At 62.8% G+C, this 15122-nt stretch carries 13 protein-coding genes and 5 tRNA genes; all 18 read left to right on the top strand.

Annotated features, from left to right (window positions below; all coding sequences use genetic code 11):
- Positions 1–672 precede the first annotated feature (672 nt).
- The 18 genes from ACLD0W_RS16810 to rpoB all read left to right on the top strand — a co-directional run bounded on the left by ACLD0W_RS16810 (position 673) and on the right by rpoB (position 15045).
- On the top strand, positions 673–1098 hold the full coding sequence (locus ACLD0W_RS16810; RefSeq protein ID WP_410308604.1) for a hypothetical protein: 426 nt from the start codon (positions 673–675) through the stop codon (positions 1096–1098).
- Positions 1099–1165: 67 nt separating this feature from the next.
- Positions 1166–2854: an AMP-binding protein gene (locus ACLD0W_RS16805; protein WP_410308603.1), complete on the top strand. Its 1689-nt coding sequence runs from the start codon at positions 1166–1168 to the stop codon at positions 2852–2854.
- A gap of 6 nt (positions 2855–2860) precedes the next feature.
- On the top strand, positions 2861–3829 hold the full coding sequence (locus tag ACLD0W_RS16800) for a biotin--[acetyl-CoA-carboxylase] ligase (RefSeq protein WP_410308602.1): 969 nt from the start codon (positions 2861–2863) through the stop codon (positions 3827–3829).
- Complete coding sequence (locus ACLD0W_RS16795; RefSeq protein WP_410308601.1) at positions 3826–4557, top strand: type III pantothenate kinase; 732 nt, start codon at positions 3826–3828, stop codon at positions 4555–4557. The genes ACLD0W_RS16800 and ACLD0W_RS16795 overlap by 4 nt, the downstream gene beginning before the upstream one ends.
- Positions 4558–4591: 34 nt before the next feature.
- Positions 4592–5263: an SPOR domain-containing protein gene (locus ACLD0W_RS16790; RefSeq protein ID WP_410308600.1), complete on the top strand. Its 672-nt coding sequence runs from the start codon at positions 4592–4594 to the stop codon at positions 5261–5263.
- Positions 5264–5308: 45 nt separating this feature from the next.
- A tRNA-Thr gene (locus ACLD0W_RS16785) sits at positions 5309–5384 on the top strand.
- 85 nt (positions 5385–5469) lie between these two features.
- Positions 5470–5553 (top strand) — tRNA-Tyr (locus ACLD0W_RS16780).
- A 41-nt stretch (positions 5554–5594) separates the two neighbouring features.
- Positions 5595–5668, top strand: a tRNA-Gly gene (locus tag ACLD0W_RS16775).
- Between the two features lie 47 nt (positions 5669–5715).
- Positions 5716–5791: transfer RNA gene (locus ACLD0W_RS16770), tRNA-Thr, on the top strand.
- Positions 5792–5938: 147 nt separating this feature from the next.
- Positions 5939–7132, top strand: coding sequence for an elongation factor Tu (tuf, locus tag ACLD0W_RS16765; protein WP_377899043.1), 1194 nt, complete (start codon positions 5939–5941; stop codon positions 7130–7132).
- A gap of 64 nt (positions 7133–7196) precedes the next feature.
- Positions 7197–7272, top strand: a tRNA-Trp gene (locus tag ACLD0W_RS16760).
- A 45-nt stretch (positions 7273–7317) separates the two neighbouring features.
- On the top strand, positions 7318–7692 hold the full coding sequence (gene secE, locus ACLD0W_RS16755; protein WP_410308599.1) for a preprotein translocase subunit SecE: 375 nt from the start codon (positions 7318–7320) through the stop codon (positions 7690–7692).
- A 9-nt stretch (positions 7693–7701) separates the two neighbouring features.
- A complete protein-coding gene (gene nusG, locus ACLD0W_RS16750) occupies positions 7702–8244 on the top strand; it encodes a transcription termination/antitermination protein NusG (RefSeq protein ID WP_138770765.1) in 543 nt (180 codons plus the stop codon).
- A gap of 87 nt (positions 8245–8331) precedes the next feature.
- Positions 8332–8760, top strand: coding sequence for a 50S ribosomal protein L11 (rplK, locus tag ACLD0W_RS16745; protein ID WP_138770766.1), 429 nt, complete (start codon positions 8332–8334; stop codon positions 8758–8760).
- Between the two features lie 3 nt (positions 8761–8763).
- Positions 8764–9459, top strand: a complete 696-nt coding sequence (gene rplA, locus ACLD0W_RS16740) for a 50S ribosomal protein L1 (protein ID WP_410308598.1) — start codon at positions 8764–8766, stop codon at positions 9457–9459.
- Positions 9460–9773: 314 nt separating this feature from the next.
- Positions 9774–10307, top strand: coding sequence for a 50S ribosomal protein L10 (gene rplJ, locus ACLD0W_RS16735; RefSeq protein WP_204429055.1), 534 nt, complete (start codon positions 9774–9776; stop codon positions 10305–10307).
- 71 nt (positions 10308–10378) lie between these two features.
- Positions 10379–10756 (top strand): 50S ribosomal protein L7/L12, encoded by a 378-nt coding sequence (gene rplL, locus ACLD0W_RS16730; RefSeq protein WP_138770769.1) that lies wholly within the window; start codon positions 10379–10381, stop codon positions 10754–10756.
- Positions 10757–10902: 146 nt separating this feature from the next.
- Positions 10903–15045 (top strand): DNA-directed RNA polymerase subunit beta, encoded by a 4143-nt coding sequence (rpoB, locus tag ACLD0W_RS16725; protein WP_410308597.1) that lies wholly within the window; start codon positions 10903–10905, stop codon positions 15043–15045.
- The last annotated feature ends 77 nt before the right edge of the window (positions 15046–15122 follow it).

Here is a 15122-nt window from a genome sequence, read left to right as displayed (position 1 = left end):
GAACTCAGAAGTGAAACCACTCAGCGCCGATGGTAGTGTGGGGTCTCCCCATGTGAGAGTAGGTCATCGTCAGGCTCTTAAATCAAAGCGCCCTGTCAGGGAATCCTGGCAGGGCGTTTTGCTGTGGCGCGCTCTCACATGGGGAGCCCCCGCTCTTTTTAATGTGGGGCCCGCTGCGCGGGTCCGGCCACCGGGCACAGCCCGGCGGCGCTACGCGGCACTCGCCGCGGTGCGGCGAAACCCGTGCCGCTCCGCCCCCATGTGAGGGGCCATGCCCTCGCCCGACGTCGGAAAACCAAAAGAAAACCCCTCTCAAGTCCAGGCGGTTCTGGAATTGGGTGTTCCCCCTCGGGGTCGGACCTCGGTAACCGCTTGTTGCTTCGCCTCTTTCCCCAAAAAGCGCGCCGCCATAGCGGCTTAGCGCTCGATTTCCCCACCCTGAAACACCGCCTTAAGCCCACGCGAGCGCGACTTAGCCACCATTTCCAAGGCCAAAAAGTAATGTCTAACGCCGCCACAGGCCGCTCCCAGGCCAGAAAGCCGACCTGAATCAAGCACTTCCGGTGGTCCGACCCCGGAATAGGTTCCGGGCGATACCTTTTCGGTGTTCCGGCCTTTATCCTGTCCCCATGTATCTCTATGCTCAGGAAGTCACAGTTCGACGGAGCCGTTATGCAGTGGGTCAAGTCCTTTGCCGCAGGAGCACTGGCGACATTGGTTTTTCATCAGGGCCTGCTGGCATTGCTCTATTTTCTGGGTATCGCGCCGGCGGCGCCCTATAACTGGTCCGCGACCGCGCCCTTGGGGGTGCCGGTGGTATTGTCGCTGGCGTTCTGGGGCGGTGTCTGGGCGTTGCCGTTGTGGTGGCTGGTGCGTTACAAGCCGGCCCGGCTCTTTTGGTTGGTTTCTTTGCTGTTCGGCGCCATCGCGCCCACCGTGGTGGCCATGCTCCTGGTGTTTCCTCTAAAAGGCCTGCCTGTCAGCGGGGCGACCTGGGCCGGCGGGTTGTTGTTGAACGGCGCCTGGGGGCTGGGCACCGCTTTGTTCCTGGGGCCGGTGTTTCGTTGCCATCCGCGCACGCCGGTGATTTCGGATTAGAACACTTGGCCGAACCGGCGCTGCCGGTTCGTTATCGGCTTTTTTGGTTTGGGTAAAGGTGATGAAGATGACGAAGGATAATAACGTGACCATGAAGACCCCCATCCAGGCACTGGAAGATCGGCGCCATCAGCACGGTAGCCGCGTGGCCATGGTGCAACCGCTGGGCGGTGGCCAGGTCCGTGAGTACACCTGGGAACAGGTGGCCGACGAAGCGTACCGCATGGCCTCGTTCCTGAAAGAGCAGGGCGTGCAGGACGGCGACCGGGTGGCGCTGGTGTCCAAGAACTGCGCCGAGTGGATCATCGCCGACCTGGCCATCTGGATCGCCGGCGGTGTCAGCGTGCCGCTTTATCCGACGCTGGTGGCGGATTCCGTGAAGCTGATTCTCGAGCACAGTGAGTCCAAGCTGCTGTTCGTGGGCAAGCTGGACGACTGGGACATCATGAAGGCGGGCGTACCTGGCGACGTCAAGCAGATCGCTTTCTCCCTGGCGCCGGATGAAGTGCGTGGCCAGGCGCCGCGGTGGGAAGACATCGTCAGCCAGCACTCGCCCCTGTCGGAAGCCGCCCGGCCCGGCCCCGAGGATCTGGCGACCATCATCTACACGTCCGGCACCACCGGCGTGCCCAAGGGCGTGATGCACCAGTATCAGAGCCTGTCGTCGGTGGGCGACAAGGTCATCAAGGTGTACGACCTGGAGCCGGACGACCGCATGATTTCCTATCTGCCCTTGTCCCACGTGGCCGAGCGGGCGGCGGTGGAAATGGCCATGCTCTACACAGGCAACAAGGTGTTTTTCGCGGAATCACTGGATACCTTCGGCGAGGACATCAAGCGGGCCAAGCCGACCCTGTTCTTCGCGGTCCCGCGGATCTGGTCCAAGTTTTATCAGAAGGCGTCCGAGGCGGTCCCGCCCCAGAAGCTGAACACCCTGCTGAAAATTCCGCTGCTCAATCGCGTGATCAAGAAAAAGGTGCTGGGGGCCATGGGCCTGGACGAATGCCGGGTGGCCCTGTCCGGTGCCGCACCGTTGTCCACCGAGATCATTTCCTGGTTCAACAAGCTGGGGCTGGAGATCCTGGAAGTCTACGGCATGACCGAAAACTTCGGCTGGTCACACACCACCGAACAGGGCGACCAGCGCATCGGCTGGGTGGGCACACCCAACGACGGTGTGGAATGCCGCATCGGCGAGGCCGGCGAAGTGGAAGTGCGCAGCGTGGGCAACATGAGCGGTTACTACAAGCAGCAAGATTTGACCGCCGAAGTGTTGTCCGAGGACGGTTGGCTGAAGACCGGCGACGTGGGTGAGATCGACGACCGTGGCCGGTTGCGCATCACCGGCCGGATCAAGGAAATCTTCAAAACCGAGAAGGGCAAGTACGTGGCCCCGGCGCCCATCGAGAATCGCCTGGCCAGCCAGCCCGGGGTGGAGCTGGCGTGTGTGATCGGTGCCAATATGTCCCAGCCCATCGCCTTGCTCAACCTGACCCCGGAAGAACAGGAGAAGCTCAGCAAGGGCGCCGCCAAGGACAACTTCACCAAGGCGCTGAACGACCTGCTCGAGCGTGTGAACGGCCAGCTCGATCCCCATGAGCGGCTCAGCTGTTTCGTGGTGTGCAAGACCCCGTGGACCGTGGAGAACGGCCTGATTACGCCGACCCTCAAACTCAAGCGCAACGAGATCGAAAAACACTACGCGGCGGATCTGCCCGAGTGGGGCGCCTCCCGTGGCGTGATCTGGGAGCACTGAGCGGGGATGGAGTCCACCGCGGATCTGACGCTGATCCGGTGCCTGGCCGATGGCCGCTTCCATTCCGGGGCGGAACTCGGCGAGGCGCTGGGGATCTCCCGGGCGGCGATCTGGAAACGGGTGCAGCGCCTGGATCAATGGGGCCTGGTGGTGGAATCGGTGCGCGGTAAAGGATACCGACTGCCCCGCCCCCTGGATCTGCTGGATCCGTTCGCCCTGGAGCGCGCCCTGGCCGGGCGCGCCACCCTGAAATTCGAACCGGTGACCGCTTCCACCAATGCGGATGCCCTGGCGCTGGCCGCGTCGGGGGCGCCGACCCCGGTGGTGGTCACCACGGAATGTCAGAGCGCCGGTCGGGGCCGGCGCGGACGCGCCTGGCAATCGCCGTTCGGCGCCAACCTCTATGTCAGCGTGCTGTACGAGCTGGCCGGTGGCTTTTCCGCCTTGGGCGGGCTGAGCCTGGCCGCCGGCGTGGCCGTGGCCGGCGCCCTGGAGCGGGAGGCGCCGGGTCTGCGGCCAGGACTTAAATGGCCCAACGACCTGCTGGTGGACGGCGCCAAGCTGGGCGGCGTGCTGATCGAGCTGGCCGGAGAGATGGACGGTCGCGTCCAGGTGGTGGTGGGGGTGGGCCTGAACGTGGCCATGAACGACCGCCAGGCCGACGCCATCGATCAGAGCTGGATTGATCTGCAGCGCGCCTGCGCCACGCCGCCGGGGCGCACCGCCCTGGTGGGATCGGTGGCCCTGGCGCTGATCGATATGCTGGACCGGTTCGCCCGCGACGGCTTCGCGCCGTTCATGGCGCCGTTCGAAGCGCTGGACCTGTGCCGGGACCAACCGGTACTGTTGCACGCCGCGGAGGGCGCCCGCCGCGGCGTGGCCCGGGGCGTCGCCGAAGACGGCGCTTTGCGTGTCGACATCGACGGGGAAACCCGCACCGTTCATGGCGGGGAAGTGAGTCTGAGATTGCAATGAAGCTGTTCGTGGACGTGGGCAATACCGCCCTGAAGTGGCGCCGTCGGGACGGCGACCGGGTGGCCCAGGGCGGCGAAGTGCATGCCCGGGACTGGGTCAAGGCACTGGACGCACCGCTGGCCTCGCCGGCACCGGAATCGGTCTGGGTGGCCTCGGTGGCCGGGCCGGAAGCGGACCGCCGAATCGCCGATCTGGTGCGGGAGCGCACCGGCTGCGAGCCGCAATTCTATTATTCCAGGGAGCATGACTTCGGGGTGCGCAATTGCTACCCGGAGGCCCGCCGGCTGGGCGCCGACCGCTGGGTCGCCCTGGTGGAATGCTGGCAGCGTTTCGGGGCCGGCATCGTCATCGACTGCGGCAGTGCCCTGACCATCGACGCGGTGGACGGCGAAGGCGACTTCCTGGGCGGCTACATCGTTCCCGGGTTGGGCATGCTGCGCAACGCCCTGTTGCGGGACACCGCCGACGTTCATGTGGAGCAGGCCAGCGCCCGGCTGGGACTGGGCCGGTCCACCGGTGAGTGCGTGCACAACGGCCTGCTGCGCATGTCTGTGGCGTTCGTCACGGATGTGGTGGTTGAACTGCGTGAGCGGCTTCCGGATACTTGCAAGGTGCTGGTCACGGGCGGCGACGCGGACGAACTGTCGGCCTCTTTTTCCTTTGAATTCCTGCACTTGCCCGATCTGGTGCTGGATGGTCTGGAGCGGGTGGCGGCGCGACAGGAATAGCGCGACAACAATAAGGTTTGGGGGACGAAAATCCGTGCGTTGGGTCTTTTACAGCCTGGTGGTCGTCAACCTGGTGTATCTGGGCTGGCAGCTGGCGATGACCGCCTGGACGCCGGCGCCACCGGTGGCGGCGGAGCGCGCCGCCGGCCCGGTCGTGCAGGGCCCGCCTCTGCGTTTGTTGAGTGAATCCCCCCAGCCGCCCCGCCGCGGCGAACCGCCATCGTCGGCGCCCGCCGGCGCCCCGGGCTTGTGCCCGGTGGTGGGCCCCTGGGCCGGAGAGGGCGACGCGGAGCGTGCCCGCATTCAGTTGGCGGCGGCGGGGCTGGAGGGGCGCATCCGGTCGGTGACGGTGCAGAAGGACCATCTCAACTGGGTGTACCTGCCGGCCTATCCGAGCCGGGACCGGGCGCTGGAGGTGCTCAGCGAACTGCAGGCCCGCGGGGTGGACAGTTTTATCGTCAAAACCGGCGAGGACGCCAACGCCATTTCCCTGGGTTACTTCTCCAGCGCTGATTCCGCGGAGGGGTTACGGGTGCGGATGCGGGGCGCGGGCTACCCCGCCTTCGTGCGGGAAACCTCCCGCCCGGTCACCGAATACTGGCTGTACCTGCCGCCGCAGGCCGCCGGCGCCGCGGCGCTGGAGGACTTTCTGGTCGGCAATCCGGCGGTGGGGCAGGATCGGAGCGCGTGTAATGGGTCGCAATGATTGCACCCCCGGTGGGCTTTCTATAGAATGCGCAGCCCTTACGCTGCTGGCGTAGCTCAGTTGGTAGAGCAGCTGATTTGTAATCAGCCGGTCGGGGGTTCGACTCCTCTCGCCAGCTCCACTTCAAGCACGCCTAAGAGCTTGAAAATCCCTGAAAATATGGTTGACAAGGGGTTTCGGCGTAAAGAGAATGTAGGCCCTTTTCAGGAGGGGTTCCCGAGTGGCCAAAGGGATCAGACTGTAAATCTGACGCGAAAGCTTCGGAGGTTCGAATCCTCCCCCCTCCACCAGAATTGGCCGGCAGGCTGGCAAGACAGAAATTGGAAGGTTCGCGGGCATAGTTCAATGGTAGAACCTCAGCCTTCCAAGCTGATGATGCGGGTTCGATTCCCGCTGCCCGCTCCAGTCTGCGGCAACAATTTGGATGCCTGACAGGGCAGTATGAAGGTTACGCTCATGTAGCTCAGTAGGTAGAGCACACCCTTGGTAAGGGTGAGGTCACCGGTTCAAATCCGGTCATGAGCTCCAAACTCCGGGCCCAGGGACTTCCTGGGCCCGGCTTCATGTGTCTTGGTGGTGCCAGGGTGGTCCGCGAATGACGCGGTCCTTAAATGTGTTTTCCAGGGCGCACGCCGTTCAGACGGGATGCACAGCCAAGTTGAGAGGTAGAGAGTCGTGGCAAAGGAAAAGTTTGAACGTAATAAACCGCACGTAAACGTAGGCACCATTGGTCACGTTGACCATGGTAAGACGACGCTGACCGCCGCCCTGACGCGGGTGTGCTTCGAGACCTGGGGTTCCGGTTCCGCGAGCGCGTTTGACCAGATCGACAATGCGCCGGAAGAGCGTGAGCGCGGTATTACCATTGCGACCTCTCACGTGGAATACGATTCCCCGAATCGTCACTACGCGCACGTTGACTGCCCCGGCCACGCCGACTACGTGAAGAACATGATCACCGGTGCGGCGCAGATGGACGGCGCGATCCTGGTGGTGAGCGCGGCGGACGGCCCGATGCCGCAAACCCGCGAGCACATCCTGCTGTCCCGCCAGGTGGGCGTACCGTTCATCGTTGTGTTCCTGAACAAAGCGGACATGGTGGACGATGAAGAGCTGCTGGAACTGGTTGAAATGGAAATCCGTGAGCTGCTGAGCAGCTACGACTTCCCGGGCGACGACACCCCGATCATCACCGGTTCCGCGCTGAAGGCTCTGGAAGGTGACACCAGCGATATCGGCATGCCGGCGGTGGTGAAACTGGTTGAGTGCCTGGACGACTACATCCCGGAGCCGGAGCGCGCCGTGGATCAGCCGTTCCTGATGCCGATCGAAGACGTGTTCTCCATCTCCGGCCGCGGTACCGTGGTAACCGGTCGTGTGGAGCGTGGCATCATCAAGGTGGGCGACGAGATTGAAATCGTTGGCATCAAGGACACCACCAAGACCACCTGTACCGGCGTTGAGATGTTCCGCAAGCTGCTGGACGAAGGCCGGGCGGGCGAGAACGTGGGCGTGCTGCTGCGCGGCACCAAGCGTGACGACGTTGAGCGTGGTCAGGTGCTGGCGAAGCCGGGCTCCATCACTCCGCACACCAAGTTCGAAGGTGAAGTGTACGTGCTGAGCAAGGAAGAGGGTGGTCGTCACACCCCGTTCTTCAACGGCTACCGTCCGCAGTTCTACTTCCGTACCACGGACGTGACCGGTGCGTGCACCCTGCCGGAAGGCACCGAAATGGTGATGCCGGGCGACAACGTACAGATGACTGTACAGCTGATCGCACCGATCGCCATGGAAGAAGGTCTGCGTTTCGCGGTCCGCGAAGGCGGCCGTACCGTGGGCGCCGGCGTGGTATCCAAGGTCATCGAGTAAGTCATTGCCGTAAGGCGATAAGGGCCGGGGCCCATGGCCCCGGCCGTTGTGTTTTCAAGGTTACAGGCCAGTAGTTCAATTGGTAGAGCACCGGTCTCCAAAACCGGCTGTTGGGGGTTCGAGTCCCTCCTGGCCTGCCAATTTCTTTCCCAGAGTGGCCGTCAGATGGCGGGGTGCGTCGGCGAATGAGTGAGAGAGCAGAAGGACAGTCCGGGTCCTCCGTCCTGGAAGGCGTCAAGTGGGTCATCGTGGCCGCACTGGTGGCGACCGCCGTGGCGGGTAATAGCTATTTCTCCGAGTTTTCCCCCCTGTACCGGGCGCTGGGCGTTCTGGTGGTAGGGCTGCTGGCCGCGTTCGTCGCGCTGCAGACCGAACAGGGCCGGGCGTTCAACCAGTTGCGTAAGGATTCCATGGTGGAGTTGCGCAAGGTGGTGTGGCCGACCCGGCAGGAAACATTGCAAACCACGCTGATCGTGCTGGTCTTCGTGCTGATCGTGGCGTTGCTGATGTTCATGCTCGATTGGGTGCTCAACGGCGCGATTTCGGCGCTCATCGGTTAAGGGGTGCACATGTCGAAGCGTTGGTACGTGGTACACGCTTATTCCGGCTTTGAAAAGCACGTCAAACGAGCCCTGGAAGAACGCATCAAGCTGCGTTCCATGGAAGAGCTGTTTGGCGAGATTCTCGTGCCCACCGAAGAAGTGGTGGAAATGCGCGGTGGTCAGAAGCGTAAGTCCGAGCGCAAGTTCTTCCCGGGCTATGTGCTGGTGCAGATGGAGATGTGCGATGACTCCTGGCACCTGGTGAAGGAAACCCCGAAAGTCATGGGGTTCATCGGTGAAGACCCGAAAAACCCGGGTCGCGTATCGCCGATCACCCAGAAAGAGGCGGATGCCATTCTGCGTCGCATGGACGACGCGGTGGAGAAGCCCAAGCCGAAGACCCTCTTCGAGGCCGGCGAGGTGGTACGGGTCACCGACGGTCCGTTCGCCGACTTCAACGGTGTCGTGGAAGAAGTGAACTACGAAAAGAGCCGCCTGCAGGTGGCGGTTCTCATTTTCGGCCGCTCCACGCCGGTGGAGCTGGAATTCGGTCAGGTCGAAAAGACCTGACCCTGGTGCTCCGCCCGTGCCGGCGGGGCAAACGACCCACCTCAGGGGAGCCCGTAAAACGGCGTTCGCACCCAAGGAGTCTTAATCATGGCCAAGAAAGTCGAAGCCTACATCAAGCTGCAGGTCGCAGCGGGTCAGGCTAACCCTTCACCGCCGGTCGGTCCCGCACTGGGCCAGCACGGCGTGAACATCATGGAATTCTGTAAGGCGTTCAACGCCCAGACCCAGCAGCTGGATCAGGGCGCGCCGGTACCGGTGGTCATCACCGTGTACAGCGACCGTTCCTTCACCTTCACCATGAAGACGCCGCCCGCGGCGTATCTGCTGAAGAAGGCGGCCGGTATCAAGAGCGGTTCCGGCGAGCCGAACACCAAGAAGGTGGGCAAGGTAAACCGTGCGCAGCTCGAGGAGATCGCCAAGGCCAAGGAGCCTGATCTCACCGCTGCCGACATGGACGCAGCCGTGCGCACCATCGCGGGCTCCGCCCGTTCCATGGGCCTGGACGTGGAGGACTAACCAATGGCCAAGCTGTCCAAACGCGCCCGCGCCATCCGTGAGAAGGTAGAAACGGGCAAGCTGTACCCGGTGGAAGAAGCCGTCACGCTGTTGGCCGAGCTGTCCGCCGTGAAATTCAAGGAATCCATCGACGTATCGGTGAACCTGGGTGTTGACCCGCGTAAATCCGATCAGAACGTGCGTGGCGCTTCCGTGCTGCCCCACGGCACCGGCAAGACCGTTCGCGTCGCCGTGTTCGCCCAGGGCGCCAAGGCCGATGAAGCCAAGGAAGCCGGCGCCGACGTGGTGGGTTTCGACGACCTGGCCGAGCAGGTTCAGGGCGGTGAGATCAACTTTGACGTGGTGATCGCTTCTCCGGACGCCATGCGCGTGGTCGGTAAGCTGGGCACCATCCTCGGCCCCCGTGGTCTGATGCCCAACCCGAAAGTGGGCACCGTGACCCCGGACGTGGCTCAGGCGGTCAAGAACGCCAAGGGCGGCCAGGTGCGTTACCGCACCGACAAAGGCGGCATTATCCACTGCACCGTGGGTCAGATCGGCTTTGACGCCAACGCCATCAAGGAAAACGTGGAAGCGCTGATCGCCGACCTGAAGAAGGCGAAGCCGGCTTCCGCCAAGGGCGCGTACTTCAAGAAAGTGACGCTGTCCAGCACCATGGGCCCGGGCCTGGCGATCGATCCCGCCACCCTGTCCATGTAAGAAATACCGGGCCGGCGCTCCTCGGGGCGCCGGTTCAAAAGCTTTGATCCCGACGGCGACTCTTCGGAGCCCGACCGGCGGGGCGTCAAAGACCGCAGGTCCGAAGGTGTGAATGGAGTCTGGCTTTATGAGCCAAGTTTCCGCCGGAGGTTAAGGAGTAATCGCCTGCGCAGGCGCGGTAGTTGCAAATCCTGTGTCAAAGCAGGGGCTGGCTTCCGCGATCCCGGACCGGGTGACCGGTCCTGGCAACCGCTGGATTCATCAGTCAGGCAGTCGATGAGTCCGGTTAAGTTTGTGAATCCAGGAGGTAAATCGTGCCTTTGAATCTGGAGGACAAACGGGCGATTGTGGTTTCGGTGAATGCTGCGGCTGCCGAAGCGCTGTCCGCCGTGGTTGCCGACTATCGTGGTCTTTCCGTGTCAGAGATGACCGCTCTGCGCGTGAAAGCCCGTGAAACCGGCGTGTACCTGAAAGTAGTACGGAACACGTTGGCCAAGCGCGCGGTTGAAGGCACTGAATACGAGTGCCTCAGCGATGCGCTGGTCGGCCCCACGATCCTGGCGTTTTCCCAGGCAGATCCGGGCGCAGCTGCCCGGCTGATCAAGGATTTCGCCAAGGACCACGACGCGCTCGAAGTCAAAGCACTGGCCGTAGGCGGTGTGGCGTACGGAGCCAAGGACATCGATGTCCTGGCGAAGCTGCCCACCCGTGACGAAGCCCTTGCTCAGCTTATGTCCGTCATGCAGGCCCCGGTGGCCAAGTTTGTCCGTACCCTCAACGAGGTGCCCGGCAAGTTTGTCCGTACCGTTGCCGCCGTGAAGGACAAGAAACAGCAGGAAGCTGCCTGATCTCGCGATCAGCAGCGTAACTACCCGATACCACTCGGGATCGCCCGTACGGTGATTTTAGGAGATTGAAAATGGCCGTTTCCAAAGAAGATATCCTCAGCGCAATCGCTGACATGAGCGTTATGGACCTCGTTGAACTGATCGAGGCCATGGAAGAGAAGTTTGGCGTAACCGCCGCCGCCGCCGTGGCCGCTGCTCCCGCAGCTGCTGGCGACGCAGGCGCCGCCGCTGAAGAACAGACCGAGTTTGACGTGATCCTGACCGGTTTCGGCGACAAGAAAGTCGGCGTGATCAAGGCAGTTCGCGAAGTAACCGGTCTGGGTCTGAAAGAAGCGAAAGATCTGGTCGAGGGCGCTCCCGCTCCGGTCAAGGAAGGCGCTTCCAAGGACGAAGCCGAAGAGATCAAGAAAAAGATCGAAGAGGCTGGCGGTACCGCCGAGCTCAAGTAAGCGCGAGAGCGCAATGTCTTTCCACATTCAGTCGGAAAGACACCGGCTGGCAGCTTAAGGGCTGCCAGCCTTTTGTCGTTTCTGTATGAAGGGTTTCATGCAGGAATATCACCCAGGGGTGATAGGTCAACAGCCGAGGAACGCAGATGGCATACTCATTCACTGAGAAAAAGCGGATCCGCAAAGATTTCGGCAAGCTTCCCAAGGTCATGGAGGTTCCGTACCTTCTGGCCATACAGCTCGATTCTTACCGCAAGTTCTTGCAACACGACAAGAGCGCCGAGGAGCGCTTCGAGGAGGGCCTGGAAGCGGCTTTCCGTTCGGTATTCCCGATCTCCAGCTACTCCGGGAACGCCGCCCTCGAGTATGCCGGCTATGAGTTCGGCAAACCGGTTTTTGATGTCAAAGAGTGCATCATTCGTGGCACCACCTATGCCGCGCCGCTGCGCGTGCGTATCCGTCTGGTGATCTACGACAAGGAATCCAACGGCGCCATCAAGGACATCCGCGAACAGCAGGTGTACATGGGCGAGATTCCGTTGATGACCGAGAACGGTACCTTCGTGATCAACGGTACCGAGCGGGTCATCGTGTCCCAGCTGCACCGCTCTCCGGGCGTGTTCTTCGACCACGACAAGGGCAAGACCCATTCGTCCGGCAAGCTGCTGTATTCCGCCCGGGTGATTCCCTACCGTGGCTCCTGGCTGGACTTCGAATTCGATCCGAAGGACCTGATCTACGTGCGCATCGACCGTCGCCGCAAGCTGCCGGCGACCATTCTGTTGCGTGCCCTGGGCTATACCTCGGACGAGATTCTCGAGACCTTCTTCGACACCAACGAAATCCTGTTCGAAGACGGTGCTTACCGTATGCGCCTGGTGCCGGAGCGTCTGCGTGGCGAAACCGCGACCTTCGATATCCTGGCCGGCGATGAAGTGGTGGTGGAGCGTGGCCGTCGTGTCACCGCGCGCCACATTCGCCAGTTGGAAAAAGCCAACATCGAGTACCTGGAAATTCCCGCCGAGTACCTGCAGGGCCGTTATCTGGCCAAGTCGGTAATCGATCAGGAAACCGGTGAGGTGCTGGTGGAGTGCAATACCGAGCTGACCGCCGATGCCCTCGAGAAAATCGAGAAGGCCGGTGTCTCCCGCTTCGAGACGCTCTACACCAACGACCTGGACCATGGCCCGTTCATGGCCGACACCCTGCGTGCCGATCCCACCCGCAGCCCGCTGGAGGCGCTGGTGGAAATCTATCGCATGATGCGTCCCGGCGAGCCGCCCACCAAGGAAGCGGCGGAGAACCTGTTCCGCAACCTGTTCTTCACCGACGAGCGCTACGACCTGTCCGGCGTGGGCCGCATGAAGTTCAACCGCCGCCTGGGTCGTGAAGACGTGACCGGCCCCGGCATCGTCTACGACGGCCGCTACTTCAGCGCCCGCACCGACGACGAAGGTAAGCAGTACTTCGAGCAGATGGGCGCCGAGCAGTCCGACATCATCGACGTGCTCAAGACCCTGGTGGACATCCGCAACGGCAACGGCGTGGTCGACGACATCGACCACCTGGGCAACCGCCGCATCCGCTCCGTGGGCGAGATGGCCGAGAACCAGTTCCGCGTAGGCCTGGTGCGGGTGGAGCGCGCCGTCAAGGAGCGCCTGAGCCTGGCCGAGTCCGAAGGCCTGATGCCGCAGGATCTGATCAACGCCAAACCGGTGGCCGCCGCGGTGAAGGAGTTCTTCGGCTCCTCCCAGCTGTCCCAGTTCATGGATCAGAACAACCCGCTCTCCGAGATCACCCACAAGCGTCGGGTGTCCGCGTTGGGCCCGGGCGGTCTGACCCGTGAGCGTGCCGGCTTCGAAGTGCGCGACGTGCACCCGACCCACTACGGTCGTGTGTGCCCCATCGAGACGCCGGAAGGCCCGAACATCGGCCTGATCAACTCCCTGGCCAGCTACGCGCGCACCAACGAGTACGGCTTCCTGGAGTCGCCTTATCGCAAGGTGGTCGACGGCAAGGTAACCGACGACATCGAGTACCTGTCCGCCATCGAGGAAGCCGAGTGCGTGATCGCGCAGGTGGACGCCAAGATGACCGACGACGGCGGCTTCGTTGAAGACTTCGTCACCGTGCGTCACCGCTACGAATTCACCGTCATGGAGCGGGACACCATTACCCATATGGATGTCTCTCCGCGCCAGGTGGTGTCCGTGGCCGCGTCCCTGATTCCGTTCCTGGAGCACGATGACGCGAACCGCGCGTTGATGGGTTCCAACATGCAGCGTCAGGCGGTGCCGACCCTGCGCGCCGAGAAGCCCCTGGTGGGCACCGGCATGGAGCGTCACGTGGCCCGGGATTCCGGCGTCTGCGTGGTGGCCCAGCGTGGCGGCGTGGTGAACAAGGTGGATGCCTCCCGGATCATCGTCAAAGTGAACGACGATGAAGTGGTGGAAGGCGAAGCCGGTGTGGATATCTACAACCTCACCAAGTACACCCGCTCCAACCAGAACACCTGCATCAACCAGCGTCCGCTGGTGAAGGTGGGTGATCGGGTCTCCGCCCGCGACATCATGGCCGACGGCCCGTCCGTGGACATGGGTGAGCTGGCTCTGGGCCAGAACATGCGCGTCGCGTTCATGCCCTGGAACGGCTACAACTTCGAGGATTCCATCCTCATCTCCGAGCGTGTGGTGAAAGAGGACCGCTTTACCTCCATCCACATTCAGGAACTGACCGCGATCGCCCGGGACACCAAGCTGGGCGCCGAGGAAATCACCGCCGACATCCCCAACGTGGGCGAGGCGGCCCTGGCCAAGCTTGACGAGTCTGGCATCGTGTACATCGGTGCCGAGGTGGAAGCCGGCGACATTCTGGTGGGCAAGGTAACGCCGAAGGGCGAAACCCAGCTGACCCCGGAAGAGAAGCTGCTGCGCGCCATCTTCGGTGAGAAGGCCTCCGACGTGAAGGACACCTCTCTGCGGGTTTCCTCCGGCGTCAAGGGGACCGTCATCGACGTGCAGGTGTTCACCCGCGACGGCGTCGAGAAGGACGAGCGTGCCCGCCAGATCGAGCAGGACGCGCTGGACAAGTTCCGCAAGGACCTGAAGGACGAGTACCGGATCCTCGAGCAGGACATCAAGGACCGTCTGCGCGCCGTGATGGTGGGCAAGAAGGTCAACGGTGGCGCCGGCCTCAAGCGCGGCACCGAGCTGACCGATGCGGTGCTCGACGAGCTGGAAGGCGACAAGTGGTTCGAGCTGCGCCCGGCGGATGACGACGTGGCCGAACAGCTGGAGCGCGCGCACCAGTACCTGGAGCAGCACAAGAAGGAGCAGGACGAGCGCTACAAGGACAAGCAGGCCAAGATCTCCGGCGGCGACGACCTGTCCCACGGCGTGCTCAAGGTGGTCAAGGTCTACCTGGCGATCAAGCGTCGCATCCAGCCCGGTGACAAGATGGCCGGCCGTCACGGTAACAAAGGTGTGATCTCGGTGATCATGCCGGAAGAGGACATGCCCTACGACGAGAACGGCGTCCCCGTGGACGTGGTGCTCAACCCGCTGGGTGTACCGTCACGGATGAACGTGGGTCAGATTCTCGAGACCCACCTGGGCTGGGCCGCCAAGGGGCTGGGCGAGCGCATCGGTGAGATGCTGGATCAGGAACGCAAGGTCGCCGAAGTGCGCGACTTCCTGGACCAGATCTACAACCAGACCGGCGCCGGCGGCACCGACGAGGACTGGAGCAGCTTCAGCGACGAAGACATCGTCGAACTGGCCGGCAACCTGCGCGCCGGCGTGCCCATGGCCACCGCCGTGTTCGACGGTGCCAAGGAGTTCGAGATCAAGGCGTTGCTGGAACTGGCCGGCCAGGACAAGTCCGGGCAGATCGAGCTGTGGGATGGCCGCAGCGGCGAGAAGTTCGACCGCAAGGTGACCGTGGGCTACATGTACATGCTCAAGCTCAACCACCTGGTCGACGACAAGATGCACGCCCGCTCCACCGGCTCCTACAGCCTGGTGACCCAGCAGCCGCTGGGCGGCAAGGCGCAGTTCGGTGGCCAGCGCTTCGGTGAGATGGAAGTGTGGGCCCTGGAGGCCTACGGCGCGGCGTACACGCTGCAGGAAATGCTCACCGTGAAGTCGGACGATGTGAATGGGCGTACGCGCATTTACAAGAACATCGTCGATGGCGACCACCGGATGGATCCGGGTATGCCGGAGTCCTTCAACGTACTGCTGAAGGAAATCCGTTCGCTCGGTATCAACATCGAGCTGGAAAACGACTGAGGCCGAGTGCGCCGCTCCCGCCCCCAGGGCCGGGAGCGGCACCTCGTCTGACCCGGGTTTAGGAAAGAATCGCGAGC

This window comes from Alloalcanivorax sp. C16-1, from assembly GCF_046507805.1.
In the GTDB taxonomy this organism is placed as follows: Bacteria; Pseudomonadota; Gammaproteobacteria; order Pseudomonadales; family Alcanivoracaceae; genus Alloalcanivorax.
The sequence above is the reverse complement of the archived record's forward strand: the minus strand, read 5'-3'. Positions and strand labels throughout refer to the sequence as shown.

Bases quoted from the DNA above. Each gene is read 5' to 3' on its own strand.
- rplA (WP_410308598.1), top strand. From the start codon at position 8,764: ATGGCCAAGCTGTCCAAACGCGCCCGCGCCATCCGTGAGAAGGTAGAA.
- ACLD0W_RS16795 (WP_410308601.1), top strand. From the start codon at position 3,826: ATGAAGCTGTTCGTGGACGTGGGCAATACCGCCCTGAAGTGGCGCCGT.
- rplL (WP_138770769.1), top strand. From the start codon at position 10,379: ATGGCCGTTTCCAAAGAAGATATCCTCAGCGCAATCGCTGACATGAGC.
- ACLD0W_RS16810 (WP_410308604.1), top strand. From the start codon at position 673: ATGCAGTGGGTCAAGTCCTTTGCCGCAGGAGCACTGGCGACATTGGTT.
- ACLD0W_RS16805 (WP_410308603.1), top strand. From the start codon at position 1,166: ATGACGAAGGATAATAACGTGACCATGAAGACCCCCATCCAGGCACTG.
- ACLD0W_RS16800 (WP_410308602.1), top strand. From the start codon at position 2,861: ATGGAGTCCACCGCGGATCTGACGCTGATCCGGTGCCTGGCCGATGGC.
- rpoB (WP_410308597.1), top strand. From the start codon at position 10,903: ATGGCATACTCATTCACTGAGAAAAAGCGGATCCGCAAAGATTTCGGC.
- rplK (WP_138770766.1), top strand. From the start codon at position 8,332: ATGGCCAAGAAAGTCGAAGCCTACATCAAGCTGCAGGTCGCAGCGGGT.
- secE (WP_410308599.1), top strand. From the start codon at position 7,318: ATGAGTGAGAGAGCAGAAGGACAGTCCGGGTCCTCCGTCCTGGAAGGC.
- nusG (WP_138770765.1), top strand. From the start codon at position 7,702: ATGTCGAAGCGTTGGTACGTGGTACACGCTTATTCCGGCTTTGAAAAG.